We start from the raw sequence: 23,111 nt of genomic DNA on the forward strand, positions 1-23,111 counted from the left end.
TCGCAGCCTGCGGCAGCTCCTACAGGGTTTGGGCCAGTTCCGAAGTTGGTGTGTAGATCCTAGTCGGTGGGTTGAGGATCAGATGCGCGGCCTTCTCGGCAATCATCAGCGTAGGCGAGCAGGTGTTGCCCGAGATGATCCTCGGCATGATCGAGGCGTCGGCAATGCGCAAACCGGGCACGCCGTGGACGCGCAACTGCGCATCGACCACCGCCTCGCCGTCATTGCCCATGCGGCAGGTGCCGACCGGATGGAAAATCGTCGTGCCGATCCGCGCCGCCGCTTCGTGCAGTTGCTCTTCGCTTTGCAGGCTGTCGCCCGGCAAATACTCGACCGGTTTGAACGCTTGCAGGGCAGGGGCGCTGACGATACGTCGGGTCAGGCGGATGGCGTCGGCGGCCACGCGCAGGTCTTCGGGGTGGCTCAGATAATTGGGTTGGATCAGCGGCGCCTCTTGCGGATCCGCCGAGCGAATGTCGATGCGGCCACGGCTCTGTGGGCGCAAATCACAGACCGACGCGGTGAAGGCCGGGAAGCTGTGCAACGGCTCGCCAAAGCGCTCCAGCGACAGCGGCTGCACGTGGTATTCAAGATTTGCCGACGTCTGCTCCGGCCCCGAGCGGGCAAACGCGCCCAACTGACTCGGCGCCATCGACAACGGCCCGCTGCGGTCGTACAGATAACGCAGGCCCATGCCCATCTTGCCCCACACGCTGCCGGCGATCTGATTGAGGGTGCGGGCGTTTTCCAGTTTGTAGATCAGGCGCAGTTGCAGGTGATCCTGCAGATTACCGCCAACCCCCGGCAACTCATGAATCACGCCAATGCCGAGGCGTTCCAGTAATGGTCGCGGGCCAATCCCGGAGCGCTGCAGAATGTTCGGCGAGCCGACCGAACCGGCGCACAACACGATCTCCTTGCGCGCCTTGAAGCGTTTCACCTGACCTTCATGACGCGCGCTGACAGAAGAGGCGCGACCGTCCTTGAGCAAAACACGATCGACCTCAACCCCGGTCAGCACCGTCAGATTCGCCCGGTCACGTATCGGTTTGAGAAAGGCTTTGGCCGCGTTCCAGCGCACGCCGGCCTTCTGATTGACCTGAAAGTAGCCGCAACCCTCGTTGTCGCCCTGATTGAAGTCCTCAACAGAGGCAATCCCACTTTGTTCAGCGGCGCTGCGAAAGGCATCCAGAATCGGCCACGACAAGCGCTGTTGTTCAACCCGCCATTCACCCTTGGCACCGTGAAATTCAGCGCTGCCGGCAAAGTGGTTTTCGCTCTGCTTGAACAGCGGCAGCACGTCGTTCCAGGCCCAGCCGGGATTGCCTTCCGCCGCCCAGCCGTCGTAGTCGTTGGCCTGGCCACGCATGTAGATCATGCCGTTGATGGACGAACAGCCGCCAAGCACTTTGCCGCGCGGATAGCTCAGGCTGCGACCTTGCAGACCGGGTTGCACTTCAGTCTTGAAGCACCAATCGGTGCGCGGGTTGCCGATGCAGAACAGGTAGCCAACGGGGATGTGAATCCAGGCATAGTTGTCGCGTCCGCCGGCTTCGAGCAGCAACACGCGCTGCTGTGGATCAGCCGACAGCCGATTGGCCAGCAAACACCCGGCGGGACCTGCGCCGACCACGATGTAATCGTATTCATCGAGGGAAGTCTGCATTCCCTGACCTCGCTTTTTGTTTTTATTGTCGGACACTCTAGTTGTTAGCTTTCGTTAAAAGAATGTTAGTTTTTGCGCAGCTGCTGTGCGTTTTCGAACAGCCTTGATGACCCTCGCTGACAAGGACACGCCATGTTCGACTGGAACGACCTGCGGTTTTTTCTCGAGCTGCAACGCAGCGGACGCTTGCTCACCGCGGCCCGCCGTCTGAACACCACCCACGCTACGGTCGCCCGTCACATCGAGGCCATCGAAAAAAGCCTTGGCACTGCGCTGTTCGTTCAGCACGCCCAAGGCTATGAAATGACCCCGGCCGGGGAGGCGCTGCTAAAGCACGCCGAAGCCATGGAAAACGTCGCGTTGCTGGCCCAGGAAGAAATCACCCAGTCCACCGCGCCACTGGGCAAGATTCGCGTCGGTGTCACCGAAGGTCTCGGCGTCAAGTTCCTCGCCAGTCGCATGATCGGTCTGTTCGAGCGTTACCCGGGCCTGGAAGTGGAGCTGGTCGCGGTGCCGCGCTTCGTCAGCATCCTCAATCGCGAGGCGGAAATCAGCATTCATCTGGAGCGCCCGGCGGCGGACATGCTGGTCACCCGCAAACTCACCGACTACCGCCTCGCGCTTTATGCCAGCCAAAGCTATCTCGACAACGCGCCGCCATTGCACAGCCGCGAAGACCTCGGGCGGCATGCGTGGATTGGCTATGTGGATGATTTGCTGTTCAGTCAGGAGCTGATGTTCCTCAACAGCTTCTGCCGCAGCCCTCGCGTGGTTTTCCATAGCACCAGCGTCATCGCTCAGCAGGAAGCGGCGCGTTCGGGGTTGGGCATCGCCGTGTTGCCGTGCTACATGGCGGCCCCCGACCCGGACCTGGTGCCATTGCTGCCGGATGAGAGCATCGAGCGCAGTTACTGGATCAGCACGCGAAGGGAATTGCACAAGTCGGTGCGGTTGCGGGTGGTTTGGGATTATGTGGTGGGGTTGTGTGAGGCGGAGCAGGGGTTGTTGCTCGGATAACCCAGCCAACCTGAATTCCCCTGTGGGAGCGAGCCTGCTCGCGAAGGCATCGTGTCAGTCAACGCTAATGTTTAATGATCCACCGCTTTCGCGAGCAGGCTCGCTCCCACAGGATGAGTGTCCGGGAATGATTGGAGTGTAAATTCCAGGGTTGATTAATATATGGATATCCGTATATTCGAATTTCCATATGTACGAAGCCTATCCCATGATCACGCCCACCGATGTCTTCAAAAGCCTGGCTGACGAGACCCGCGTCCGCGCCACCCTGTTGATTGCTGATCAGGGTGAGTTGTGTGTTTGCGAGCTGATGTGCGCCCTCGACGACAGTCAGCCAAAGATCAGCCGTCACCTGGCGCAACTGCGTAGCAACGGTCTTCTGCTCGATCGCCGTCAGGGGCAATGGGTTTATTACCGCCTCAATCCGGACCTGCCGGATTGGGTGCACGAGATCCTGCAAGTGACGTGCAAAGCCAATGCCGATTGGCTCAAGGACAACGCCTCGCGTTTGCAGAAGATGGATGGACGTCCTGTCCGCGAAGCGGCGTGCTGCTAAATCATTAATATCTGCTGGAGCGACCCATGCGAATCCTGTTCATGTGCACGGCCAATAGCTGTCGCAGCATCCTCAGTGAAGCGATGTTCAACCACTTGGCGCCCTCGGGATTCGAGGCGCTGAGTTCCGGAAGTTTCCCCAAAGGCCAGGTCTTGCCGCGCAGTCTCTTGACTTTGCAGCAGGCCGGCATTGCCACCGATGGCTTGTACAGCAAGGGTAACGACGCCTTCGAAAGCAACCCGCCGGACATCGTCATCACCGTCTGCGACAAGGCTGCCGGTGAAACCTGCCCGGTGTACTTCGGCCCGGCACTGAAGGCCCATTGGGGGCTGGAAGATCCGTCCGAAGTCACGGGCGACGAAGCGGCGATCGACGCTGCTTTCCGCGCCACGTTGGCGCGCATCGAGCAACGCTGCAAAGCCTTCCTCGAACTGCCCTTCAACCGCCTCAGTCGCGACGAACTCAAACTTGAACTCGACCGAATCGGTACGCTTTAAGGAGGCATGACAATGTCAGACCACTTGCCCAATCTTGATCCAACCCTGTTCGAAGGCTTGCCAGCCTTCGCCTCGGGCGAGCACAAACCACGCATCCTGTTGCTCTACGGATCGACCCGTGAGCGCTCGTTCAGTCGCTTGCTGGTAGAGGAGGCCGCGCGCCTGCTCGAGCACTTTGGCGCCGAGACGCGCATCTTCAATCCGTCCGGTTTGCCACTGCCCGACGACGTCCCGGTCGACCATCCGAAAGTGCAGGAATTGCGTGAACTGGTGTTGTGGTCGGAAGGCCAGGTCTGGTGCTCGCCGGAACGCCATGGCGCGATGTCGGCGGTGTTCAAGGCGCAGATCGACTGGGTTCCTCTGGAACTTGGCGCGGTTCGCCCGACTCAGGGCAAAACCCTGGCAGTGATGCAGGTTTGCGGCGGCTCGCAGTCGTTCAACGTGGTCAATCAACTGCGCGTGCTGGGTCGCTGGATGCGCATGTTCACCATCCCCAACCAATCCTCGGTGCCGAAGGCCTGGATGGAGTTCGACGAAGCGGGGCGGATGAAACCTTCGCCGTATTACGACCGGGTCGTCGATGTGATGGAAGAACTGGTGAAGTTCACCGTGTTGCTGCGCGACCGCCAGGACTTTCTGGTTGATCGCTACTCCGAACGCAAGGAAAGCGCCGAGCAACTGATGGCGCGGGTCAATCAGCGCTCGATTTGACCGTAAACCTGGCCCGCCCGGTATTTGCCGGGCGGGTTTTTTCATGTCCGTCGGGCGGTGAAACTAAAACATCTGGCCAGGGGTCACTCAATCTGCGGAGGTCAATTCAACCCGAACGACCTCGACCCTCGAAGACGCTGCCGTGGCCACACACCTGGATCGCCGAAACAACCTGTCGTTGGACAGCCTGAATTTCTTCCTTGCCGACGTACGCGACGGCCTCGGTCCCTATCTGGCGATTTACCTGCTGGCGGTTCACCACTGGGACCCGGCCAGCATCGGCCTGGTGATGACCATCGCCGGGATCGCCGCGCTGATCACCCAGACACCGGCGGGCGCCCTGGTCGACAATACGCGCTACAAGCGGGCGTTGATCGTGATTGCCGCGCTGCTGGTCACCGGCAGTTGCCTGCTGCTGCCGTTCGTTGCGTCATTCAGTCTGGTGACCTTGACTCAAGCCCTCAGCGCCGTCGCTGCGTCGATCTTCGCGCCGGCCATCTCGGCGATCACCTTAGGCATTACCGGGCCACGCGCCTTCACCCGACGCACCGGCCGCAACGAAACGTTCAACCACGCGGGCAACGCCTGCGCCGCCTTGTTGGCCGGATTGTTTGCCTACCTGTTCGGCCCGGTGGCGGTGTTTTACCTGATGGCGGTGATGGCGTTGGCCAGCATTATCGCGGTCGCCTTTGTCTCGCCGGCGGCCATTGACCATGACCTGGCACGGGGCCTGGATCCCGGCGGTGCAGGGCATGGTGCGCAGCCCTCGGGGTTCTCGGTGTTGCTCAAGAACAGACCGCTGCTGATGTTCGCCGTGTGCTGCGCGTTGTTCCACCTGGCGAACGCGGCCATGCTGCCGCTGGTGAGTCAGAAACTGGCACAGGCCAATCTGCAGATGGCCACGCCGCTGACCTCGGCGTGCATCGTCGCCGCGCAACTGGTGATGGTGCCGGTCGCCTTGCTGGTCGGGGCCAAGGCCGATGTGTGGGGGCGCAAGCCGTTGCTGCTTGCCGGGTTCCTGATTCTGCCGTTGCGCGGCGTACTTTACGTGCTGTCCAACGACCCTTGGTGGCTGGTTTCGGTGCAATTGCTCGATGGCATCGGCGCCGGGGTTTTTGGCGCGCTGTTTCCGGTGGTGGTGAAAGACCTGACCCTCGGCACCGGCCACTTCAATATCAGCCTGGGTGCGTTGTCGACGGTCTTTGGCCTCGGCGCGGCCTTGAGCAATGGTCTGGCCGGATTTGTGGTGCAGGCCGCCGGCTACAGCGCCGCATTCCTGACCCTGGCGGCGGTGGCCGCAGCGGCGCTGATGCTGTTGTGGCTGACAGTGCCGGAAACGTTGCCGCGCTCGACTGCGCAGGATGATCTGCAGGAAATGCCCCCGCCGCTAATAGTGCCGTGAACCTGGCAGCCGGGTCATTGGCCGTCAGGAATCGACAGCGTCGCGTGTAACCCACCTTCTTGCCGATTGACCAGGGTAATACGTCCGCCCAAGCGCGTAGCAATGGTGTTGACGATGGTCAGCCCCAATCCCGCGCCCTGTGCATTGCCCCGGCTGTAGAAGCGTTCGAACAGCCGGGCGCGATCCGCCTCATCGATTCCCGGCCCCTGATCGTCGACGCTCAAATGACAGAAGCCGTCGGCTCGGGTCAGGGTCACGGTGATGATGCCGTGCTCCGGGGAGAAGTTGGCGGCGTTGGTGATCAGGTTGTTCAACGCAATGTCGAGGGCGGCGGCGCTGGCCATGACGTGGAACGGTTCGGCGCTGTCCTCGAAGGTCAGTTCCAGCTGTTTGCTTAACAGCCACGGCGTCAGTTGCACCAGGCTGTTGCGCACGGTTTCGCTGAGGTCGATGCGTTGCAGCGGCGGCGGGTCGGATTTCGGTTCGAGGCGTGCCATGGTCAGCAACTGGTTGACCAGACGGCTGGTGCGGTCGACGCCGGAGATCAGAAATTCCAGGGATTCGCGGCGCTCCTGCTCGGTGCCGGCCTCCAGCAGGTTTTGCGCATGCACGCGCAGCACCGCCAGCGGAGTGCGCATTTCGTGGGCGGCGTCAGCGATGAAGCGGCGTTCGCGGCCGAGCACTTCCTGGATCTGCGCGAGCATGCGGTTAAGGGCAGCTTGCATCGGCTCCAGTTCGCTGGGTAGCGGCGTGAGTTGCAGTGGCTCCAGCGAACCACTGTGACGGGCGCGCAGGGTGGCGGCCATGTTCGCCAGTGGCTTGAGGCCCCAGCCGATAGCGAGCCAGATCATCGCCGCCAGAATCAGGCTACCGAGCATATTCGGCCACAGGGTGTGCCGCACGATGCGGTCGACCAGATCGGCGCGCACATCATCGCGCTCGCCAACCCAGATGCGCAGGCCGTTCTGCTTGTCTTCCAGCATGAACGCCCGCCATTGCCGGCCTTTCAAATCCACCACGTCGCTGAAGCCCGGTCGGGTCGGTGGTGCGGTGAAGGAGGGCGCGCTGGCGGTGTGTACCAGCACTTCACCTCTGGGGTTCCATACCTGAAAGGCGATCTTGCTTTCGTAAGGATGGCCATCGACCCGTGGCTTGGCTTCGCCCAGGGCCTGATTGAACGCTTGATACAACTGCGCGTGTTCGGTGCTCGCCATCGGCATGCGCATCACGCCTTGCAACAGACGCGCGTTCTGCGCCAGTTGAGCATCGTAGACTTCAGCGATTTCGTGGTTGCTGTCATGCACATTGAACGTGCTGAGCACTGCCAGGCCGGCCAGCAGCAGGCCGATGATCAGCGTCAGCGTGCGGCGCCGGATTGAAGTCATCGACGCTCCTCCACCAGATAACCCACGCCACGGATGGTGCGGATCAGGTCGGTGGAGAACTTTTTGCGCAGGTGATGGATGTGCACTTCCAGAGTGTTGCTTTCGGCTTCCTCGTTCCAGCCGTAGAGCAACTGAATCAGTTGATCGCGGGTCATCACCCGACCCGGCGGCGAGAGCAATTCGTGCAGCAACTGATATTCCTTGGGGGTCAGCGCCACAGGTTGGCCCTGATAACTGACCTGCTGGGTACCGGGGTTGAGGCTGATGCCGGCGTGTTCGATCAGTGCCTGAGCGCGCCCGGCACTGCGCCGCAACAGAGCGCGCAATCGCGCCTTGAGTTCGGCCAGATCGAACGGTTTGACCAGATAATCGTCGGCCCCGGCATCGAGCCCGGCGATGCGGTCTTCGGTGGCATCGCGGGCCGTAAGAATCAGCACCGGCAGATTCGAACCGCTGTCGCGCAAACGGCGCAGCACTTCGAGGCCGTCCATGCGCGGCAGACCGAGATCGAGTACCGCCAGGTCGAAGGTTTCACTGAGCAGTGCATGCAACGCACTGCTGCCGTCCTTGAGCCAGTCGACGGTGTAACCCTCACGCCCCAGCGCCTGATGAATGCCTTCACCGAGCGCGACGTCATCCTCAATCAGTAATAAACGCACGCGCACTCCTTTCAGTCGAGTTTCTTGTTGACGTCCACCAGCAGGGCGGCGATCTCTTTGCGGCGCCCGGCGTCGGCGCTTTCGCGGCCTGGGCGCGGTGCAGCTTGCAGGGCTTTTTGCAGCGCTGCCTTGGCTTCAGCGTAGCGTTTTTCACGGTAGAGGTGATCACCCCAGAAGTACAGGCTGTCGATGCCGTTGGGGTTCAGTTGCAACGCCTGCTTGAGCAATTGCTCGGCCTTGTCGCTGTCACCAAAACCGATCGGCCAGCCCGGCACCCGGTCGTACAGCGCGGCGAGGCTGGTGTATGCCGAGCCATTCAAGGCTTTGGGATCGAGGGTCAGGGATTTTTCCAGGTCAGCCTTGGCGTCCTTGGCTTTGCCCAGGGCGCCGAGCCCACCTTCGGCGCCGGCCCAACTGCTGGTGACGATGCCCTTCCAGATCCACGCTTCGGCCACGGCGGGTCGTTGCGTGGTAAACGCAGTGGCCTCGGTTGAGAGCTGTTCGAAGGCAGCGGCGCGCTGTTTTTCCGCGACTTCATATTGGATGTGTGCCCAGCTCTGCTGGATCCCGGCGAGGCGTTGTTGATCGGCGGCGTCCAGCGCCCAGACGGATTGGCTGAGGGCACCGAGCAGCAGGCAGGCGAAGACTTTTTTCATGGTTTGAGGATCTCGTTGTCGGTTTTTTCGCTGAAGCGTCGGATCAGCGGCAACTGCTTGCGCAGGCCACGATCCACCAGATGCGGCAGTAAATTGTTCAGGCGTACGAAGAACCGCTCCGGCCACCCCAGATACAAATCGCGGCGATCGCCGGCGATTGCGTGGATCACCGCCGACGCCACGGTTTGCGGATCGTCGACGTTGGCCTTGAGCGCATCGTTCAAGGCTTGCGCGGCCGAGCTGTTCATCGACGTGCGGGTGGCGCGCGGCGCGACGTAAAGAACGCTGACCCGCGTGTCAGCCAGCTCCCGGCGCAGCGCTTCGGAGAAACCGCGCAAGGCAAACTTGCTCGCGCAGTAACTGGCATAACCGGCATAACCGATCGAGCCATAGGTGGAGCCAACGTTGACCACCATGGCGCTGTCCGCTTGCTTGAGCAGCGGTAACAGCAGTTTCGTCAGGCAGATCGGCGCACTGACATTCACCGCCAGCATGGTGTTGATGTCGCTGTCGTCCAGCTGTTCGAGCATGGCGAAGTGGTTGACCCCGGCCGCGTTGATCAGCAGGTTGATACCGCCGATGCCCTCGGCGGCGGCCAGCACTTTGCGCCGGTCGCTGAGGAAGGTCAGGTCGGCGCCGACCCAGTACAAATTCTGCGGATACCGCTCAAGCAACGGCAGCAGCGCTTCCTGATGCCGGGCCACGGCCAGCACCCGCGCACCGGCGGCGCACAAGGCACTGGTGATGGCCATGCCGATACCGCCACTGGCGCCGGTCAGGACAACACGCGCTTCATGCAGCTGCATGTTGAGCCTGCACTTCACGCGGCAAGCCACGGAACATATCGGTGTACAGGCGATACACGATTTTCGAGGCGTGGATCACGGCGGCCTGGTCTTGCGGGTCCTCGAGCTGGTTCATCAGGTGGCGATAGGTCTGCATGTGCTCGATGTCCAGCGAACCGTGGGAACTGAGGTAGCTGAACGCCGTTTCCGGTAACGCCAGCCGCTCGCGAATGCTGCCCGCCGCGTGGGTGGCCAGGGCAATGCTGGTGCCTTCAAGCACATTGACCATGCCGAACAACCCCACCGGATTGCCCCGGGCGATCAGGTCGTACAGAAAGCTGACCATCAACTCGATCGACAGCGACGGCTGACCATCGCGCACCGCATCACGGTCACCGCCACACGCGGCAATATCGTTGAGCACCCACTGTTCGTGGCCGTATTCTTCTTCGATGTACTCGCACACGGCTTTGCGCAGCCACTCAAGGCGTGTCGGCAAACGCGCGCCGCAAGCCATCATTAACGGCACCGTGTGGCGCACGTGGTAATAGGCCTGGGCGAGAAATTCCCGATAGCTCTGAAGGCTGACCTTGCCTTGCAGCGCATCAACGATGATCGGCAGGTTGAACAGCTCGTGGCGTTCCCGTTGTGTGGCTTCTTGCAGGGTGTCGAAAAAACTCATGATGCGGATGCCTCGCAGATAACGGATTCGGTTAATTGGGTGTGGTAATGCGCGACGATGGCTTCGCGGCGCGGGCGGCCATTGGCGGTGAGCAGGCCATTGGCGGCGGTGAAGGGGTGCGATAGACGCGTCCAGCGATGTACCTGGGCGTAATCGGGCAAGGCTTCGTTGGCTTCGGCGACGGCCGCAGCCAGGTCAGCGTCGCTGCAATCGGCGCGATGCGGCCAGAGCAGGGCGTGGTTGTGCGGCATCGCTTCGCCGTAGACGAAGGCCTGGGCGATGTGGCGGCGCTGGGTCAGCTCCGACTCGACCCATTCCGGGTTGACGTTGCGCCCGAAACTGGTAACGAACTGATGCTTCTTGCGACCCTTGAGAAAGAGGAAACCTTCCGGGTCGAACTCACCCAGGTCGCCGCTCGGCCACCATTCTTCGGCGTACGGCGCATCCCCCAGGTAACCCAGCAGCGGCGAACCCTTGATCAGCACTTCGCCGTCCTCGGCCAACCGCACTTCGACATGCGGCAGGGGCCTGCCGACGCTGCCTGGGCGCCGGGCACCGGGGCGATTGAGGCACACCACCGACGCACATTCGGACAAGCCATAACCTTCATAAACCGGCAGGCCGACACGTTGTGCCCGGTGCAGCAGATCCTCGGAAACCCGCGCGCCGCCGACGGCGGCAAAACGCAGTTTTTGTGGATCGAAGGCTTTTTGCTCGGCGGCGCTGACCAGCATCAGCAACAGCTGCGGCACCAGAATCAGGCTCTCCGGTGCACGGCTGGCCAGATAGCCCAACAGGCGCGGCACATCGACGCCGCTGGCGCCCTGAATGCCGAGGGTCTTCTGACTCGGCAGACTCAACATCGCACCGGCATACAGCGCCGCATAACAACCGAGGTTTTCCAGCAGAATCGCCAGCGGTAACAGCGCCAGATGATGCGCCGGACCGGTCGGTTCGCTCGCCTGATCCAGCTCGCGTGCAACCCGCAGTAAGCTGTCGGCGCTCAGGCATACCCCTTTGGGCGTGCCGGTGGTACCGGAAGTGAAGGTCAGTTTGGCGGTGCCGGCGGGCATGCGGCTCGGTCCACTGAATGTGCGGCACCAGAACTCGCCGTTCTTCACGTAACCGGCGCCGAGCAACTCGGCTTCCAGTTCTGGTTCGGCAATCACCCGTTCAGCCTGACTCAGCTCCAGACAATGGGCGCGTTGCGCCGGGCTGAAAAACGGCGGCAGCGTCACACACGTCAGGCCTTCGAACAGCACTGCCAAATCCCAAAGCATCGCGTCGACGCCGTTATCCAGCACCAGTGCGACCACTTGCACGTGTTCATCGCGCAAACGCTCCTGGCGATACAGCACCTCGGCGTAGAGGGTCGTGTAATCGATTTTCAGCGTATCGCCCCACAGCGCGACCGCGTTGTCATTGCGCCCGGCATGGCTGCGCAGGGTTTCCTGAAAGCGTTGCAGTTCAAGCGACATGGAAAGCTCCTTCAATCGAAGTCGGCAGTCCCAGCCGGTTGAACAGTCCGATATTGCGCAAATGGATAAACCCGGCTCGGATATTGCCGACGTGAACCCAGGGTTTGCTCTCGTAATAACTGCCCCAATATTGACGCTCGTCACCCAGTCGCTCCGGGTCTGCGGCGCATAATGTCACTGGCTTCAGGCCGAGACGATGGAAGCTGTTGACCAACCCGATATTGCCGGTGAACGTCACCCATTCCAGACCGCCCATGGCCAGTAAGTAAGTGATGGCGATGATGCTCAGACGCGCACTGCCAGTGTCGCTGGCGGCAAGGTTGCCGACTTCGACGATGCCGTTGCGCGTCACCGGGCGATCCGCCGCCGCGCTGATCAGCGGCTCGATCGGTTCATCCAGGTAGCGCTCAAGAAACAGCGGCTCCAAATGGGCACGACGGACACCGGCCACCGCGCACAGCTCACCTGCGGCGTTGTGCATGCCGAACAGCTCGGGCATGAAATGGCGGATGTCAGCGCCGTGGGCTTTGCGAAAGCGCTGCTGAATAAACGTCTCGAATGCCGACCGTTGCCCGTCATCCGGCAAGGCATTGGTCAGCGTCATCTGCGGCGTATCGGCTTGGCCGAAGTGCAGGGGCAGGGGGATGTTCCAGTCGAAATCGGGCATGGGCAGAACGCCTCCCTCAATAGGTTTGAGAGGAGTATCCAAGCCATTTCTTAACGAAGTCTGAAGGTAAAAAAAGGTTAACCTGTGAGCCGATCTTCAGACTGTCTTAAGACTGGCCGGGCAGGCTCACACCGTCGGTTCGCCCGGCCCAAGGAACGTGACCGTCGAGCGCATCGACCGTCACTCACGACAATCACGAGGCGCTACTTATGACCCGCGACAACGCCGTAAACCGTTATGGAAAACTTTCAATCACGATGCACTGGCTGATGCTGGCGCTGTTCGTCGGCGTCTACGCGTGCGTCGAAATCAAGGGCTACATGCCCAAGGGCAGCGAAGCGCGCGGCCTGCTGATGGGCTTTCACGGCCTGTTCGGCGCCAGCATCTTCGCCCTGGTATGGGTCCGCCTGCTCGGTCGCCTGACCCCGCGCCCACCAATCACCCCCAAACCCCCAGCGTGGCAAACCGGCATCTCGCACCTGATGCACCTGGCCCTCTACGGCCTGATGATCGCCACCCCGATCCTCGCCTGGCTGATGCTCGCCGCTGGCGACAAACCGTTCCCGTACTTCGGCTTCCACGTACCGGCCCCGGTCGCCATCGACCCAGACTTCGCCAAACGCCTGAAGTACTGGCACGAACTGATCGGCAGCACCGGCTACTGGCTGATCGGCCTGCATGCGTTGGCGGGGTTGTTTCACCATTATTGGGTGCGCGACAACACGCTGGTGCGCATGCTGCCAGGGCGCACAGGCACACGCTGATCTCTTTGTGGGAGCGAGCCTGCTCGCGAAAGCGGTGTGTCATCCGATGATGTTGGCTGACACGACACCTTCGCGAGCAGGCTCGCTCCCACAGTGTTTTGCAGTGTCCCGTAGCGCGGGGCAGTTGCCGGATCCGCACTTCGCGTGCACGCTTAGGCCTTGCCGACAAGGAGCGTCCGCCGACCCTCCGTCGCGAGCCCACGGAGCGTGCAGCATGAGCGAAGACAACAAGGTAAAAGGCCCGGCGTCCTACTTCCCCTCCATCGAAAAGAAGTACGGCCAACCCATCGACCACTGGCTGAACCTGCTCGCCAGCGTCACCGACAAAAAACACATGGAACTGGTGGCATGGCTCAAGGAAGAACACGGCATGGGCCACGGGCATGCCAATGCGTTGGTTGCGCATCATCTGGCCAGCGGCAAAAAGTGAGGGCAGGGCAGTGATGAACTTTACCCATCGGCCGGTTCAGGCCACCGACGTCAAAACGATTTGCGGCTTTCCCCAAGGCGAGCAAGAACTGTTTTTCATGTTCCCGAAAGCGCACTTCCCGCTGACGGAAGAACAACTGCACACCGCCATCAGCCAGCGCTTCGACTCCACGGTTTTCGAAGATGATGGTGTAGTTGTCGGCTTCGCCAATTTCTACCGCGCCGAACACAACGGCATCTGCTGCATCGGCAACGTCATCGTCGCGCCCAGTGCACGCGGCCAAGGCGTGGCCGGCTTCATCGTCACGACCATGACGGCACTGGCGTTCGAAAAGTATCAAGCCGACGAGGTGCAGATTTCCTGCTTCAACCAAAACACCGCCGGCCTGCTGCTCTACCCGAAACTCGGCTTCGTCCCGTTCGGCATCGAAGAACGCCCGGCGCCAAATGGTGGACGATCAGCCCTGATCCAAATGACCCGCCACCGAACCTGAACAGCCCGCAAACCTGTGGGAGCTGGCTTGCCAGCGATGACGCCGGCCCAGTCACCAAATATCCCAAACCAGCCAAAACCCCTGTGGGAGCTGGCCTGCCAGCGATAACACCGGCCCAGCCACCACCTGAATCCCAGATCATCCCCAAAACCTGTGGGAGCGAGCCTGCTCGCGAAGACACCAGCCCAATCACCAAAAATCCAAAACCAGCCTAAAACCCTGTGGGAGCTGGCTTGCCAGCGATGGCGCCGGCCCAGCCACCATCTGAATCCCAGACCAAAATAAACAGACAATTCCGATGCTGTTTAAACGAAGCCTCCAGTAACGACCCAAGCCCTACAACGTCTTGCGCCATCGCCTACGACTACGCCAGAATCCGCCGGCTTGTGCGCCTGGAACTCCCCCCGTAACTTGATTCCCGTCACTGCACATCAGTGATCGGGTCTGCAAGCCCGCCGAAACCAGTCGCATAGCCCTGCCAAGGGACACTCATTTGTGTCCACTCAATGGCGGCTTTGTGCGGGAGACCCTCGGGTCTGCCGGGTGCCTGGTTTCCCGGTCTTGCAGACCCGCGCATAGCTGCCACCCATCATCTGCAAGTGATGTTGGTAGCTCCTATTGAAAAATCAGGAGTTTCACCATGTTCAAACCAACACCCAACCCGCCAGAAACCGACCCCACATCCCCCTACGAATCCCCCGATTCCAGGAAATTCCACGAAGCCGCCGAACGCGCCCTCGACCACTACCTCAAGCCTGCCGACCAAATCATGGCCAGCACCAACGAGCCTGACCGCATGTACTTCGCCAACCCGAAGTACGACACCGAATCGCTGCTAGCCAACGCCAGCGAAACCCTCGGTTCGGCCAGCGAAATGCTCAACAACTTCGCCGCCATGCTGGACATCTCCCACCGCAAAACTGCGCTGGGAATCGCGCAGGTCGTAATGCTCGGCGAACTGGCCGTAAACCAAGCGCTGGACAACATCGTAATCACGAAATAGCCCTCCGCCAAGACGAGGGGAAACCCTCGTCACATCACACTGTCTCAACCGCACTGGCACACGGCCACGCCTTGCGCCCCCAAGCCCCGGCTGTCACCCTTCGGGCCGTTCTCAAGGATCAGAGCAAGGAATCAAGGATTGAGCGGCTACGTCCCCAACCCCCCGAAAAATTATCGCTACGAAGAAGCCAAACCCGTCGATATCCACGCCCAGCGCTGGGCGGAATACGAAAAACACGGGAAAGAACCCGCACCCGAGCCTGAGAAAATCGGCATCGCGCTGCGGATTGGCGTGTTCTTTGATGGCACTGGAAATAATGCGAACAATACGGCAGCTGGGTTGCTGTGTGGTGCGCAGCATCCGATTGCGCCTGAGGATATTCCTGCTAGTTGCATGCCGTACATGAGTGATCCGGACAGCAGTTACGGTAACGACATTAGCAATGTGAAAAGACTGAGCGACTTATATGACGCTACACCAGAGGCGGTAGGCGAGGGCTCGCAAAAGAGCACCTCGCGCGTCGTCTATGTCGAGGGTATCGGCACACGATCCGGAGAAGAGGATAGTACGTTCGGAGCGGGCACTGGGCGCGGAGAAACGGGTGTTGCTGGAAGAGTCGAATCCTCTTTTCCAATCATTCAACAAGCTATCAGTCGGGTGTTAATCGATAACCCTGGAAGTGAAATTACGTCCCTGACCTTCGATACTTTCGGATTCAGTCGTGGCGCGGCGGCGGCTCGCCATTTTGCCAACGAGATAGTCCGCACCAGTCGCGGACCACTTGGCACCGTTCTGCGCAACTTGCCGAGAGCCTTCAGTTCCAAATTCAACGACCAATATAAAAGCGACATCAATATGGGCTTTATCGGCTTGTTCGATACTGTCCCATCGATTGCCGGCTGGTCTAATTTTGGGAACATCAAGAGCTCCGTGGCGACGGGCGTCAAGCTTTACCTCGACCGGCGATTTTTTTCAGACGTAGTTCAATTGTCCGCCCGTGATGAGTGTCGAGCCAACTTCGCACTCAGTCGCGTCAAAGCCGATCATCTGGAAATAACCCTTCCGGGCGTGCACTCTGACATCGGAGGCGGATACCTCGAAGAGGCGCAAGAATGTGTTCTGGTCACTCCCATGCAAACACTGACCGTGGCTCTGAATACTGATGTCACTACCACCTCGATCTACCGCGATGCTGTTAGCGCCAAGAGCCAATGGTTGGCCAAAGGCTGGCCTGCGGACATGCTCGAAGTTGTGACCCCAGACGCGCATCCGATGCCAAATAGCCCGCAAGACAGGCTCAGCTCAAGTCAAAAGCGCGTGTACGCCGCACTTCAACTCAAACGCCCGGTGAGCGGCCTGTTGTCCAGGGTGTATTTGCGCGTGATGCACCGTTTGGCGAAAGAAAAGGGTGCTCGTCTCAACGACATACCAGACACTCCGGATCTGGCAATACCCTCAGAGCTTCAAGCCTTATGCGATAAATTCCTGGCCGGTGACTACACCGTCACAGAGCAAGAAGACCAACTTCTGAAACTGAAGTACATTCACACGTCCGCCAACTGGAACCATCCCCTCGGTCGAAGAGATGGCAGCGGCATCAGGGCTGTTTACATCAACGCCCCGACGGAAGACTCGATCCGCGTGCAACACCCACACGTTGCTGACTGGAAGCTTTGGTAATGAAAGTTCTTCTAACACTGCTGTGCTTATTGATCATGGGCGGCTGCCAAGCTGCTGCAACCCTTTCAGCCAAAACCGATCCCAAATCCGAATCGTGGGAACTCGCGTTTACCGAGCCCTATTACATGAAGGTGTGGGTTGAGGACAGTGCCGTTGAAGACATAAACGGCAAACTGTTCAAGCGCACAGGAGGAGGTACGGCCGCCGGCGGGGAACCAGAAAACGGTAAAGAATCCGCGCGAGGTTGGCACGCTGTAGGAGCTGCAGCAAAAGCAGTGATTGGCGCTGATCTACCCAAACGCATTTACGTGCGCTGGCAATCCATTGTCGAGCCACAGACCTATCAGGTTTGGGTGGATGTGCCCGAAGAAGCGAGACAACTGATGGCGGCTTCCGTTAATCAGCGATGCCCTGAGACTCCAGATGAACAGGCCAGCTATAGCGCGTCTATTTACTTGGGCCTGGCTCCCGGAGGCGTCGTGCAAATATTTGTTCGAGATTCCTGCCACCGTCCGGTCAAAGTGGGCAAAGCCAAAGCCGAGATCGAACCGTTAGGCCCTAGTCAGGGCAAGAACCAAGGGCGTTACGCATACCCGGTCAGTGAAAAGTCCAAGCGCTATATCGAGAAGTACGGCATTCCTTACGGAAGTTGGTAAGCGGTGGACCAATAAAGCTACGCACATTGTTCTTGGCCGGATGCCAATCTTCAGACCCGCTATCAGGCAAAACCGATCCCGAATCCGAGTCGTGGTAGCTCGAGTCTACCGAGCCCGTATACATGAGGGCGTGGGGGAGGACAGCGCCGTCAATGATCCAGGGCGATCAGTTTATGAGCGTGCACACTCTCTGGCCTCGATGCGGCCGCTCGAAAGCCGCCTGAGAATATCAAGCCAGAGTTTGGATCACGTGTTTCTGCTTTGATCGTGAGCCAACACACACCCTTTCGCTGTCAACTTGGCAGTCAGGAACCGTAATGCTCGACGGAAGACCGGATGGCAGTCGGCATAAGGTAAATTATCGAATGGAGCCCAAAAAAAGCTGAAGCTATGGCCATGGTCATCGAGCGTGAGATGGTTCCATTGCTGCGGCAAATTTTCCTGCGTGAAACACAGTTGGAATGACCATATCTGGTCGAGATGCTCTGCATCCCAGCAACCCATGTCGCTGACCAGCGAGGCAGTCCCTATGCCGGATTCTTCGCTCAATTCACGCAGCGCGGTCTGAGCTGGAGTTTCACCTGGCTCAATTGTCCCTTTTACCATTTGTACACCTGCTGTTGGATGGCGGAACAGAAGGATATGGGTGGCAGGAAAACTGGAGAGGATGACGGGACAGGCCTTGTTCGGTGACATGGCGATTTCCTTATCGGCAACGATGCTCACATTTTTCGGCCTCATCCTCTGCGTGAGTGGGCCAGATATTCTGATGTTGGCTAATGGCGATGGCTGCCACCCAGGAGACTGATCTATTTTCAAGATCCGTTTTGTAAGAAGTATGAAAATAAATCCGTCCCTGAAAACATCTGCTCAAGTCTGGCTGATATCCAGCAATCGAGGCATGGCAATCGCCAGATAATCCTTCGTATCGAGCACCATCGACGCATCCAGCCGCCCCGCGTTGAAAGCTATTTCAGCGTAGCGTGTGGTCAAGGCCGGATCGACGATCAATTGAATCCGCTCATCGAAAACAAAGGGAGGGATGGCGCCGATCCGGCACCCGGTCAGTTCCATGGCGGTTTCGGCCTTTACCAGCTCGGCTTTTTTCCCGCCCAGGGCCGCTCCGACTTTCTTCATGTCCAGCTTCTGGTCGCCCGGCAGGATCGCCAGTGCATAGGGGCCGGCCTGACCCTTGAGTGAGCAAAGCATGGCCTTCGCGCCTTGTCCGGGCTCGGTGCCACGGATTTCGGCGACGCGCGCCGACTGGCCCTCGGCATCGTGCATCAACACCCGGTAGGAGGCTGAGCGGGCATCGAGTAGTGCCACGAGGCGATCGAACATGGGGTGCATGTAGTTTTCCTCTGGTTTACAGGAACAGGTCGTAGGACAGTTTGCTGATCAGAATCACCAGCAACACCAGGAAGAGAGCCCGGACAAATGGCACGCCTTTATGAACCGCCAGCCAGGTGCCGGTGAGCGCGCCCAGGATGTTGAATGCCGCCATGGGGATTGCGATCAGATAGAGCACGTTACCCGTCGGAATGAAGAACATCAGTGCCGCTACGTTGGTCGCGATGTTCACTAGCTTGGCCGATGCCGAGGCATGAAGAAAGTCGAAGGCGAAGCAGCGGATAAACAGGAAGATCAGGAAGCTGCCAGTGCCGGGACCGAACAGACCATCGTAGAAACCGATAGCACCGCCGATGACGATCGCCAGCAGTTTTTCCTTGGTACCGATGTGCATGGGTTTGTGCAGGGCGCCGAAATCCTTTTTCCAGAAGGTGTAGATCGCCATCAGTACGATCAACACCAGCACCGCCGGCCGGATCATCGACTGGGGTACGAACGACACCGTGGCGGCTCCGAAGAAGGCCATGACAAAAGCCGCGCAGGCGGCGGGGATTACAAGCCCCCAGTCGATCACCACTTTGCGCACGAAGGACCGGGCCGCGAATGCGGTGCCGCAGGCGGCCGCGACCTTATTGGTACCCAGCAGCGCCGCCGGTGGAGCGGTGGGCAGCACGTTGAACAGCGCGGGAATCTGGATCAGTCCGCCGCCGCCCACCGCCGCATCGATCAGACCGGCGGCGAAGGCGAACACGCAAAGGATGACAATATCGACCATGAATCAGGCTCTGACTATATAGGGTTGATGAGGGGCCAGCGGCATCACGCGTGCCGGATCATTGACCCCGAAGACGCGCAACATCCAGCGATCACGGCCGTCGTAGCGGGGTGTAAAACCATCCCGGGCATGCAGGGTTTGCTGGTTCTTGAAGATCAGCATGTCGCCTGGTTGCAGCAGTATGTGGTGCACGACATCGGCATGATTGGCGGCGGCGCCGAACAGTTGGAGGGCGAACTGCGCATTGGCGCAGGTCGTTTCGACACTTGCTTTGTTGTAGCGGCAATACAGGCCATCGGTTGCGCTTCTGTACAGCAAGGGGACGTTTTCCAGCACATTCCCCTGTTTGCCGAAGGAGGCCGGTCGGCGAACGGTGAATTTCGGTCGTGACAACTCTTCTTCGACCCAGGTCGGCAGAATGGCCAGCACCTCGTCAATGGCGACGATGCGCGTCGGCACGTCGAGCTCGCAGCGCAGGCCGGTCAGGGACAGGTACTCCGGACAGGCCGACAACTGCGAGACGGGTTCGCAGGTCAAAGGCAGGTGAGGGTTGTCGACATGCATGTCCAGATCCGCGCGCGAGCCATAGGAGCTCTTTTCGGTCTCTCGCTTTTGCTTGGGTGATACGTGACGGAACACGGTGTCGCTGCTTTCACCCTCGTACGCCAGCGGACGGGTTTGCAGCGTTTGCAGCACGGACAAAATAGCTCCGGCCAGAGTCGACAAGTTCTCGATACCCGGCTCCAGGTCATAGGGCGTGGCGGGCAGTTGCGGGTCCAGCGGCAGCCCCCTGACGATCATCGCCACGTCACGGGACTGTGGGAAATTGCGTAGCTGCTGAATTTTCTCGGTGCACAGGACACTTTCCAGCAACTGCCCCAATACCGGCATGTGGCGGATACCCGAGGCGCTATCGGTCACGTCCAGCGATGCCAGACCGGCCTGAAGTGTGCGTTGTTCTTCGAGCGACAGATGAATTTGCGGTATCTCCCGTCGGATCGACGTCACTGATTTCTTTTCCAGCCATTCATGAATGACTTCATCAACACAAGCTGCGGCTTTCCCGATTTCTTTATCCAGCTTCGACACGTCCGTGCGCTCCTGTTTGCCCAATCCTTGTGGGTTGAACTGGAAGGTTAACGGAAGGGACTTTTTTGTGTTGCAATGCCGCGTTGTGAAAAACGCAATGAGGTGGAGAGTGGCGTTGAATATGTTGGGGGACCTTGAAGCCTTCGCGACCGTGGCTCGCAAGCGCAGCTTCGTCGCCGCGGCACGGACTCTGGGGCGCTCCCCCAGCGCACTGACCCGCGCCGTTCAAGCCCTGGAGGAAAGTGTCGGGCTCAAGTTGTTCAATCGCTCGTCCAATGCCGTGAGCTTGACCGAAGCGGGTGAATGCTTATTGCCCCACGCGTACAAAATGCTCGATCTGCAACGTGAGGTGGATGAAGACCTGGCCGGTCTCAGCGGCCTGGCCTCCGGCTGGATCCGTTTTTCCGCCCCAGAGTTTCTCGGAAACGGGGTATTGCCCCGGTTGATCGCGCAATACTGCGAGCGTTATCCAGACGTAAACATCGATGTGATTTTCACCGATGAGATCATCGACCCGGCCAAGAGCAAGCTGGACTTCTCGATTCGCGGCGCGTTTCCACAATCCAGCGAATTGATCGGCTTTGCGCTCTGGAGTTACTCACGTTATCTGTATGCCAGCCCCGACTACCTGGAGCGCAACGGCATGCCCGACTCCATCGAAGCACTGGAGTCGCACTCGCTGATCCTGCATACGGCGCCAAGGATTCTCAAGGAGTGGAATTTTCGCAGTGAGGAGCAGGCCATCAGCTTTCGGGTTCACCCCAAATTTCGTTTCAGCTCCGGTCTGGCGGTATTCCAGGCAGCCCTGTCGGGCGTCGGGATCGCCCGCTTGGCGGACTGGATGGCGGAGCCCGAAGTGGAAGCAGGGCGCCTGTGCCGGGTTTGCCCTGAGTACAAACTCACCTCCAGCAGCGGCGAGAGCCCACAGATGCACGCGGTTTACCCGGCCGGAAATTTGCCACTGCGGGTGAAGGCATTGATGGAGATGATCCGTGGCTTGGGTGAAAGCCTCGAATGTAAACGCGGGTGAGCACTGATATGAGGTTAGGGGGCGTTCAGCCCTGTTCGCTCACTATCGAGAGCACGCTGGGGTTTTGATGTTTACCGGACGACGTCATGAGTGCTTGGCCGATTGTCGCCTGTTACGGATGGCTGTAATCGGCCAAAAGCGGCCAGTCCGTGTCGATGAAATACGTTGGTGATTCCAATTTCAAAAGAACAGTGGGGAATACTCAGTTTGATCTAGGCTTGAATGAAATAACGCGGAGAAAAACACATGTCCCTCGCTCCCGGAAATCTATTGGCCCTGGCTTTGGGTGTCTTCTTTTGTGGATCCGTGCTCGGACAAGGGGTAGCAGACACCGATTCTCCACCGGCGATACTTCCGTTGGAGTCCGAGAGTGCGCCGAGACTCATTGCGTACCCGCCGCTTGCCGAGCCGCTCGCCCGCGGAGTTGTCATCATCCAGTTTCGAACAGAGCACGCCAGGATCATGCCGGTATTTGGCAAAGCGGCTGTTGAGGTATCACCACGTTTAGGTCACCTTCACGTGACCGTCGATGACTGGAAAGGTACATGGGCGCACACAAGTGAAGACCCAATTATCCTGGTCGGACTAACGCCTGGTACTCACAAGGTTCTTCTGGAAGTGGCCGACCCGACTCACAAGATCATCACCAGTACGACAGTGAGTTTTATCGTGCCGGAGAAGAAACCAACGGAGGCTCCCCGCACTGACGATGATCACGTAGTAAAACCCTAACTGCTGTGCAACGATCGGCCAATAGCGGACGGCGTATGACAAGGAGCTTCTACAATAAATGCTCGCGTAGAAAATCGATGAACGCCATCGTCCGCGCCGAGCGTCGCCGCTCACGACTGAGCACGGCGCTGACAGGCAGCGCACTGGTCTTATAATTGTCGAGTACGGTACGAACCGTGCCCTGGTCAATGTCAGCTGTGAACAGCCATTCTGGTGAGAGGGAAATACCCAAGCCGGAGAGAACCATCTCGCGGATGGCCTCGCTGCTGTTACTCGTGACGTTGCCTTGAATACCTACATCGAGCTCCTGTGCAATGTGCGTAAATTGCCAACGGTCGTAATGCTCAAGCAAAGTGAAGCCGATGCAGTTGTGATCTGAGAGTTCGTTGGGCTCACGTGGCACGCCGTGTAGATCCAGGTAGCTGGGCGCGGCATAGACACGCCGCGGGCTATTGCTCAATGGCAGTGCCACTAATCCCTCGCTCTTCACCACGCCAATGCGGATAGCCAGATCGATATTTTCTTTGAGCAGGTCTTCATTGTGGTCACTCAGCCGCAGGTCAATCCGGACATCGGGATGGCGTTGCAGGAATGTCCCTATGAGCGGCGCGATGCATAACCGTCCATAACTGACCGGGGCGGCGACTCGTAAAGGGCCGGCGATCTGCTCCTGGCCACTGGTAAAGCTACGCGTGGCAGTTTCAACTTGGCCGAGAATTTCCTGGCAGTGGTCGTAGAAGCGTTGACCTTGGTCGGTCAGGGCCAGGTGGCGCGTGCTGCGTGCGAACAATGGCCCACCCAGATACTGCTCCAGCGCGCGCACTTGCTTACTCACTGCCGGCTGCCCCATGTTCAGTTCACGGGCGACCGCCGAGAAAGACCCGCGCTCCACGACGCGAACAAAGACGTGCATGCTGTCGAACAGATCCATCGAAGATTGGGTCTCTT

Annotated in this window: 26 protein-coding genes; 13 read left to right on the top strand and 13 right to left on the bottom strand. The window is 59.5% G+C overall.

Annotation, left to right across the window (positions count from 1 at the left end; all coding sequences use genetic code 11):
• Positions 1-19 precede the first annotated feature (19 nt).
• Positions 20-1,666 carry a GMC family oxidoreductase gene (locus tag AB4P92_RS27395; protein ID WP_395598466.1) on the bottom strand — a complete coding sequence of 549 codons (1,647 nt, stop codon included), beginning with the start codon at positions 1,664-1,666 and terminating at the stop codon, positions 20-22.
• A gap of 132 nt (positions 1,667-1,798) precedes the next feature.
• On the opposite strand from AB4P92_RS27395, the gene AB4P92_RS27400 reads away from it, so the two are divergent.
• From AB4P92_RS27400 to AB4P92_RS27420, 5 genes are all read left to right on the top strand, one after another.
• Complete coding sequence (locus AB4P92_RS27400; protein ID WP_042559611.1) at positions 1,799-2,683, top strand: LysR family transcriptional regulator; 885 nt, start codon at positions 1,799-1,801, stop codon at positions 2,681-2,683.
• Between the two features lie 208 nt (positions 2,684-2,891).
• On the top strand, positions 2,892-3,239 hold the full coding sequence (locus tag AB4P92_RS27405) for a metalloregulator ArsR/SmtB family transcription factor (RefSeq protein ID WP_200611592.1): 348 nt from the start codon (positions 2,892-2,894) through the stop codon (positions 3,237-3,239).
• A gap of 26 nt (positions 3,240-3,265) precedes the next feature.
• Complete coding sequence (locus AB4P92_RS27410; protein ID WP_395598467.1) at positions 3,266-3,736, top strand: arsenate reductase ArsC; 471 nt, start codon at positions 3,266-3,268, stop codon at positions 3,734-3,736.
• Positions 3,737-3,748: 12 nt separating this feature from the next.
• Positions 3,749-4,447, top strand: coding sequence for an arsenical resistance protein ArsH (gene arsH / locus AB4P92_RS27415; RefSeq protein ID WP_395598468.1), 699 nt, complete (start codon positions 3,749-3,751; stop codon positions 4,445-4,447).
• Positions 4,448-4,589: 142 nt separating this feature from the next.
• Positions 4,590-5,849 carry an MFS transporter gene (locus AB4P92_RS27420; protein WP_273875404.1) on the top strand — a complete coding sequence of 420 codons (1,260 nt, stop codon included), beginning with the start codon at positions 4,590-4,592 and terminating at the stop codon, positions 5,847-5,849.
• Positions 5,850-5,863: 14 nt separating this feature from the next.
• Here AB4P92_RS27420 and AB4P92_RS27425 read toward each other — a convergent pair whose 3' ends face one another.
• Genes AB4P92_RS27425 through AB4P92_RS27455 form a run of 7 tightly spaced genes read right to left on the bottom strand, consistent with a single transcriptional unit; the run spans position 5,864 to position 12,161 of the window.
• Positions 5,864-7,234 carry an ATP-binding protein gene (locus AB4P92_RS27425; RefSeq protein ID WP_042559607.1) on the bottom strand — a complete coding sequence of 457 codons (1,371 nt, stop codon included), beginning with the start codon at positions 7,232-7,234 and terminating at the stop codon, positions 5,864-5,866.
• Positions 7,231-7,893, bottom strand: a complete 663-nt coding sequence (locus AB4P92_RS27430) for a response regulator (RefSeq protein ID WP_042559606.1) — start codon at positions 7,891-7,893, stop codon at positions 7,231-7,233. The genes AB4P92_RS27425 and AB4P92_RS27430 overlap by 4 nt, the downstream gene beginning before the upstream one ends.
• Positions 7,894-7,904: 11 nt before the next feature.
• Positions 7,905-8,549: a tetratricopeptide repeat protein gene (locus AB4P92_RS27435; RefSeq protein WP_042559605.1), complete on the bottom strand. Its 645-nt coding sequence runs from the start codon at positions 8,547-8,549 to the stop codon at positions 7,905-7,907.
• Complete coding sequence (locus AB4P92_RS27440) at positions 8,546-9,355, bottom strand: SDR family oxidoreductase (protein ID WP_395598469.1); 810 nt, start codon at positions 9,353-9,355, stop codon at positions 8,546-8,548. Before AB4P92_RS27440 ends, AB4P92_RS27435 begins: the two co-directional genes overlap by 4 nt.
• Complete coding sequence (locus tag AB4P92_RS27445) at positions 9,342-10,016, bottom strand: TenA family transcriptional regulator (protein ID WP_395598470.1); 675 nt, start codon at positions 10,014-10,016, stop codon at positions 9,342-9,344. The genes AB4P92_RS27440 and AB4P92_RS27445 overlap by 14 nt, the downstream gene beginning before the upstream one ends.
• Entirely contained in the window at positions 10,013-11,494 is a 1,482-nt protein-coding gene (locus AB4P92_RS27450) for an AMP-binding protein (RefSeq protein WP_395598471.1), read from the bottom strand. The genes AB4P92_RS27445 and AB4P92_RS27450 overlap by 4 nt, the downstream gene beginning before the upstream one ends.
• On the bottom strand, positions 11,484-12,161 hold the full coding sequence (locus AB4P92_RS27455; protein WP_395598472.1) for a thermostable hemolysin: 678 nt from the start codon (positions 12,159-12,161) through the stop codon (positions 11,484-11,486). The genes AB4P92_RS27450 and AB4P92_RS27455 overlap by 11 nt, the downstream gene beginning before the upstream one ends.
• 209 nt (positions 12,162-12,370) lie before the next feature.
• Between AB4P92_RS27455 and AB4P92_RS27460 the strand changes: the two genes are divergently transcribed.
• From AB4P92_RS27460 to AB4P92_RS27485, 6 genes are all read left to right on the top strand, one after another.
• A complete protein-coding gene (locus tag AB4P92_RS27460) occupies positions 12,371-12,925 on the top strand; it encodes a cytochrome b (protein WP_395598473.1) in 555 nt (184 codons plus the stop codon).
• Between the two features lie 214 nt (positions 12,926-13,139).
• Positions 13,140-13,355: a DUF4287 domain-containing protein gene (locus AB4P92_RS27465; protein ID WP_042559598.1), complete on the top strand. Its 216-nt coding sequence runs from the start codon at positions 13,140-13,142 to the stop codon at positions 13,353-13,355.
• 13 nt (positions 13,356-13,368) lie between these two features.
• Positions 13,369-13,848, top strand: a complete 480-nt coding sequence (locus AB4P92_RS27470) for a GNAT family N-acetyltransferase (protein ID WP_395598474.1) — start codon at positions 13,369-13,371, stop codon at positions 13,846-13,848.
• Between the two features lie 640 nt (positions 13,849-14,488).
• Positions 14,489-14,851: a DUF6124 family protein gene (locus AB4P92_RS27475; RefSeq protein WP_395598475.1), complete on the top strand. Its 363-nt coding sequence runs from the start codon at positions 14,489-14,491 to the stop codon at positions 14,849-14,851.
• 138 nt (positions 14,852-14,989) lie between these two features.
• Entirely contained in the window at positions 14,990-16,531 is a 1,542-nt protein-coding gene (locus AB4P92_RS27480) for a phospholipase effector Tle1 domain-containing protein (RefSeq protein ID WP_395598476.1), read from the top strand.
• On the top strand, positions 16,531-17,187 hold the full coding sequence (locus tag AB4P92_RS27485; RefSeq protein ID WP_042559594.1) for a DUF2931 family protein: 657 nt from the start codon (positions 16,531-16,533) through the stop codon (positions 17,185-17,187). Before AB4P92_RS27480 ends, AB4P92_RS27485 begins: the two co-directional genes overlap by 1 nt.
• Positions 17,188-17,433: 246 nt before the next feature.
• Here the strand turns inward: AB4P92_RS27485 and AB4P92_RS27490 are convergent, their stop codons facing one another.
• The 4 genes from AB4P92_RS27490 to AB4P92_RS27505 all read right to left on the bottom strand — a co-directional run bounded on the left by AB4P92_RS27490 (position 17,434) and on the right by AB4P92_RS27505 (position 20,401).
• Complete coding sequence (locus AB4P92_RS27490) at positions 17,434-17,883, bottom strand: NUDIX domain-containing protein (RefSeq protein ID WP_047301775.1); 450 nt, start codon at positions 17,881-17,883, stop codon at positions 17,434-17,436.
• A 174-nt stretch (positions 17,884-18,057) separates the two neighbouring features.
• The gene (locus AB4P92_RS27495) at positions 18,058-18,537 is read right to left on the bottom strand and encodes a YbaK/prolyl-tRNA synthetase associated domain-containing protein (RefSeq protein ID WP_080963931.1); all 480 of its coding nucleotides are present in this window, start codon (positions 18,535-18,537) and stop codon (positions 18,058-18,060) included.
• Positions 18,538-18,553: 16 nt separating this feature from the next.
• Positions 18,554-19,312, bottom strand: coding sequence for a sulfite exporter TauE/SafE family protein (locus AB4P92_RS27500; protein ID WP_395598477.1), 759 nt, complete (start codon positions 19,310-19,312; stop codon positions 18,554-18,556).
• Positions 19,313-19,315: 3 nt separating this feature from the next.
• A complete protein-coding gene (locus tag AB4P92_RS27505; protein WP_395598478.1) occupies positions 19,316-20,401 on the bottom strand; it encodes a TauD/TfdA family dioxygenase in 1,086 nt (361 codons plus the stop codon).
• Positions 20,402-20,510: 109 nt separating this feature from the next.
• Between AB4P92_RS27505 and AB4P92_RS27510 the strand changes: the two genes are divergently transcribed.
• Positions 20,511-21,431 (top strand): LysR family transcriptional regulator, encoded by a 921-nt coding sequence (locus tag AB4P92_RS27510; protein WP_395598479.1) that lies wholly within the window; start codon positions 20,511-20,513, stop codon positions 21,429-21,431.
• Positions 21,432-21,677: 246 nt separating this feature from the next.
• On the top strand, positions 21,678-22,163 hold the full coding sequence (locus tag AB4P92_RS27515; protein ID WP_210623625.1) for a DUF6130 family protein: 486 nt from the start codon (positions 21,678-21,680) through the stop codon (positions 22,161-22,163).
• 49 nt (positions 22,164-22,212) lie between these two features.
• On the opposite strand, the gene AB4P92_RS27520 is transcribed toward AB4P92_RS27515, so the two are convergent.
• Positions 22,213-23,094 (bottom strand): LysR family transcriptional regulator, encoded by an 882-nt coding sequence (locus tag AB4P92_RS27520; RefSeq protein ID WP_395598480.1) that lies wholly within the window; start codon positions 23,092-23,094, stop codon positions 22,213-22,215.
• Positions 23,095-23,111 lie beyond the last annotated feature (17 nt).

Origin of the sequence: Pseudomonas sp. A0308, assembly GCF_044218815.1 — a bacterium.
Classification (GTDB): Bacteria; Pseudomonadota; Gammaproteobacteria; order Pseudomonadales; family Pseudomonadaceae; genus Aquipseudomonas; species Aquipseudomonas iridis.

Bases quoted from the DNA above. Each gene is read 5' to 3' on its own strand.
- AB4P92_RS27395 (WP_395598466.1), bottom strand. From the start codon at position 1,666: ATGCAGACTTCCCTCGATGAATACGATTACATCGTGGTCGGCGCAGGT.
- AB4P92_RS27400 (WP_042559611.1), top strand. From the start codon at position 1,799: ATGTTCGACTGGAACGACCTGCGGTTTTTTCTCGAGCTGCAACGCAGC.
- AB4P92_RS27405 (WP_200611592.1), top strand. From the start codon at position 2,892: ATGATCACGCCCACCGATGTCTTCAAAAGCCTGGCTGACGAGACCCGC.
- AB4P92_RS27410 (WP_395598467.1), top strand. From the start codon at position 3,266: ATGCGAATCCTGTTCATGTGCACGGCCAATAGCTGTCGCAGCATCCTC.
- arsH (WP_395598468.1), top strand. From the start codon at position 3,749: ATGTCAGACCACTTGCCCAATCTTGATCCAACCCTGTTCGAAGGCTTG.
- AB4P92_RS27425 (WP_042559607.1), bottom strand. From the start codon at position 7,234: ATGACTTCAATCCGGCGCCGCACGCTGACGCTGATCATCGGCCTGCTG.
- AB4P92_RS27435 (WP_042559605.1), bottom strand. From the start codon at position 8,549: ATGAAAAAAGTCTTCGCCTGCCTGCTGCTCGGTGCCCTCAGCCAATCC.
- AB4P92_RS27440 (WP_395598469.1), bottom strand. From the start codon at position 9,355: ATGCAGCTGCATGAAGCGCGTGTTGTCCTGACCGGCGCCAGTGGCGGT.
- AB4P92_RS27445 (WP_395598470.1), bottom strand. From the start codon at position 10,016: ATGAGTTTTTTCGACACCCTGCAAGAAGCCACACAACGGGAACGCCAC.
- AB4P92_RS27450 (WP_395598471.1), bottom strand. From the start codon at position 11,494: ATGTCGCTTGAACTGCAACGCTTTCAGGAAACCCTGCGCAGCCATGCC.
- AB4P92_RS27455 (WP_395598472.1), bottom strand. From the start codon at position 12,161: ATGCCCGATTTCGACTGGAACATCCCCCTGCCCCTGCACTTCGGCCAA.
- AB4P92_RS27460 (WP_395598473.1), top strand. From the start codon at position 12,371: ATGACCCGCGACAACGCCGTAAACCGTTATGGAAAACTTTCAATCACG.
- AB4P92_RS27465 (WP_042559598.1), top strand. From the start codon at position 13,140: ATGAGCGAAGACAACAAGGTAAAAGGCCCGGCGTCCTACTTCCCCTCC.
- AB4P92_RS27470 (WP_395598474.1), top strand. From the start codon at position 13,369: ATGAACTTTACCCATCGGCCGGTTCAGGCCACCGACGTCAAAACGATT.
- AB4P92_RS27475 (WP_395598475.1), top strand. From the start codon at position 14,489: ATGTTCAAACCAACACCCAACCCGCCAGAAACCGACCCCACATCCCCC.
- AB4P92_RS27485 (WP_042559594.1), top strand. From the start codon at position 16,531: ATGAAAGTTCTTCTAACACTGCTGTGCTTATTGATCATGGGCGGCTGC.
- AB4P92_RS27490 (WP_047301775.1), bottom strand. From the start codon at position 17,883: ATGTCACCGAACAAGGCCTGTCCCGTCATCCTCTCCAGTTTTCCTGCC.
- AB4P92_RS27495 (WP_080963931.1), bottom strand. From the start codon at position 18,537: ATGCACCCCATGTTCGATCGCCTCGTGGCACTACTCGATGCCCGCTCA.
- AB4P92_RS27500 (WP_395598477.1), bottom strand. From the start codon at position 19,312: ATGGTCGATATTGTCATCCTTTGCGTGTTCGCCTTCGCCGCCGGTCTG.
- AB4P92_RS27515 (WP_210623625.1), top strand. From the start codon at position 21,678: ATGTCCCTCGCTCCCGGAAATCTATTGGCCCTGGCTTTGGGTGTCTTC.
- AB4P92_RS27520 (WP_395598480.1), bottom strand. From the start codon at position 23,094: ATGGATCTGTTCGACAGCATGCACGTCTTTGTTCGCGTCGTGGAGCGC.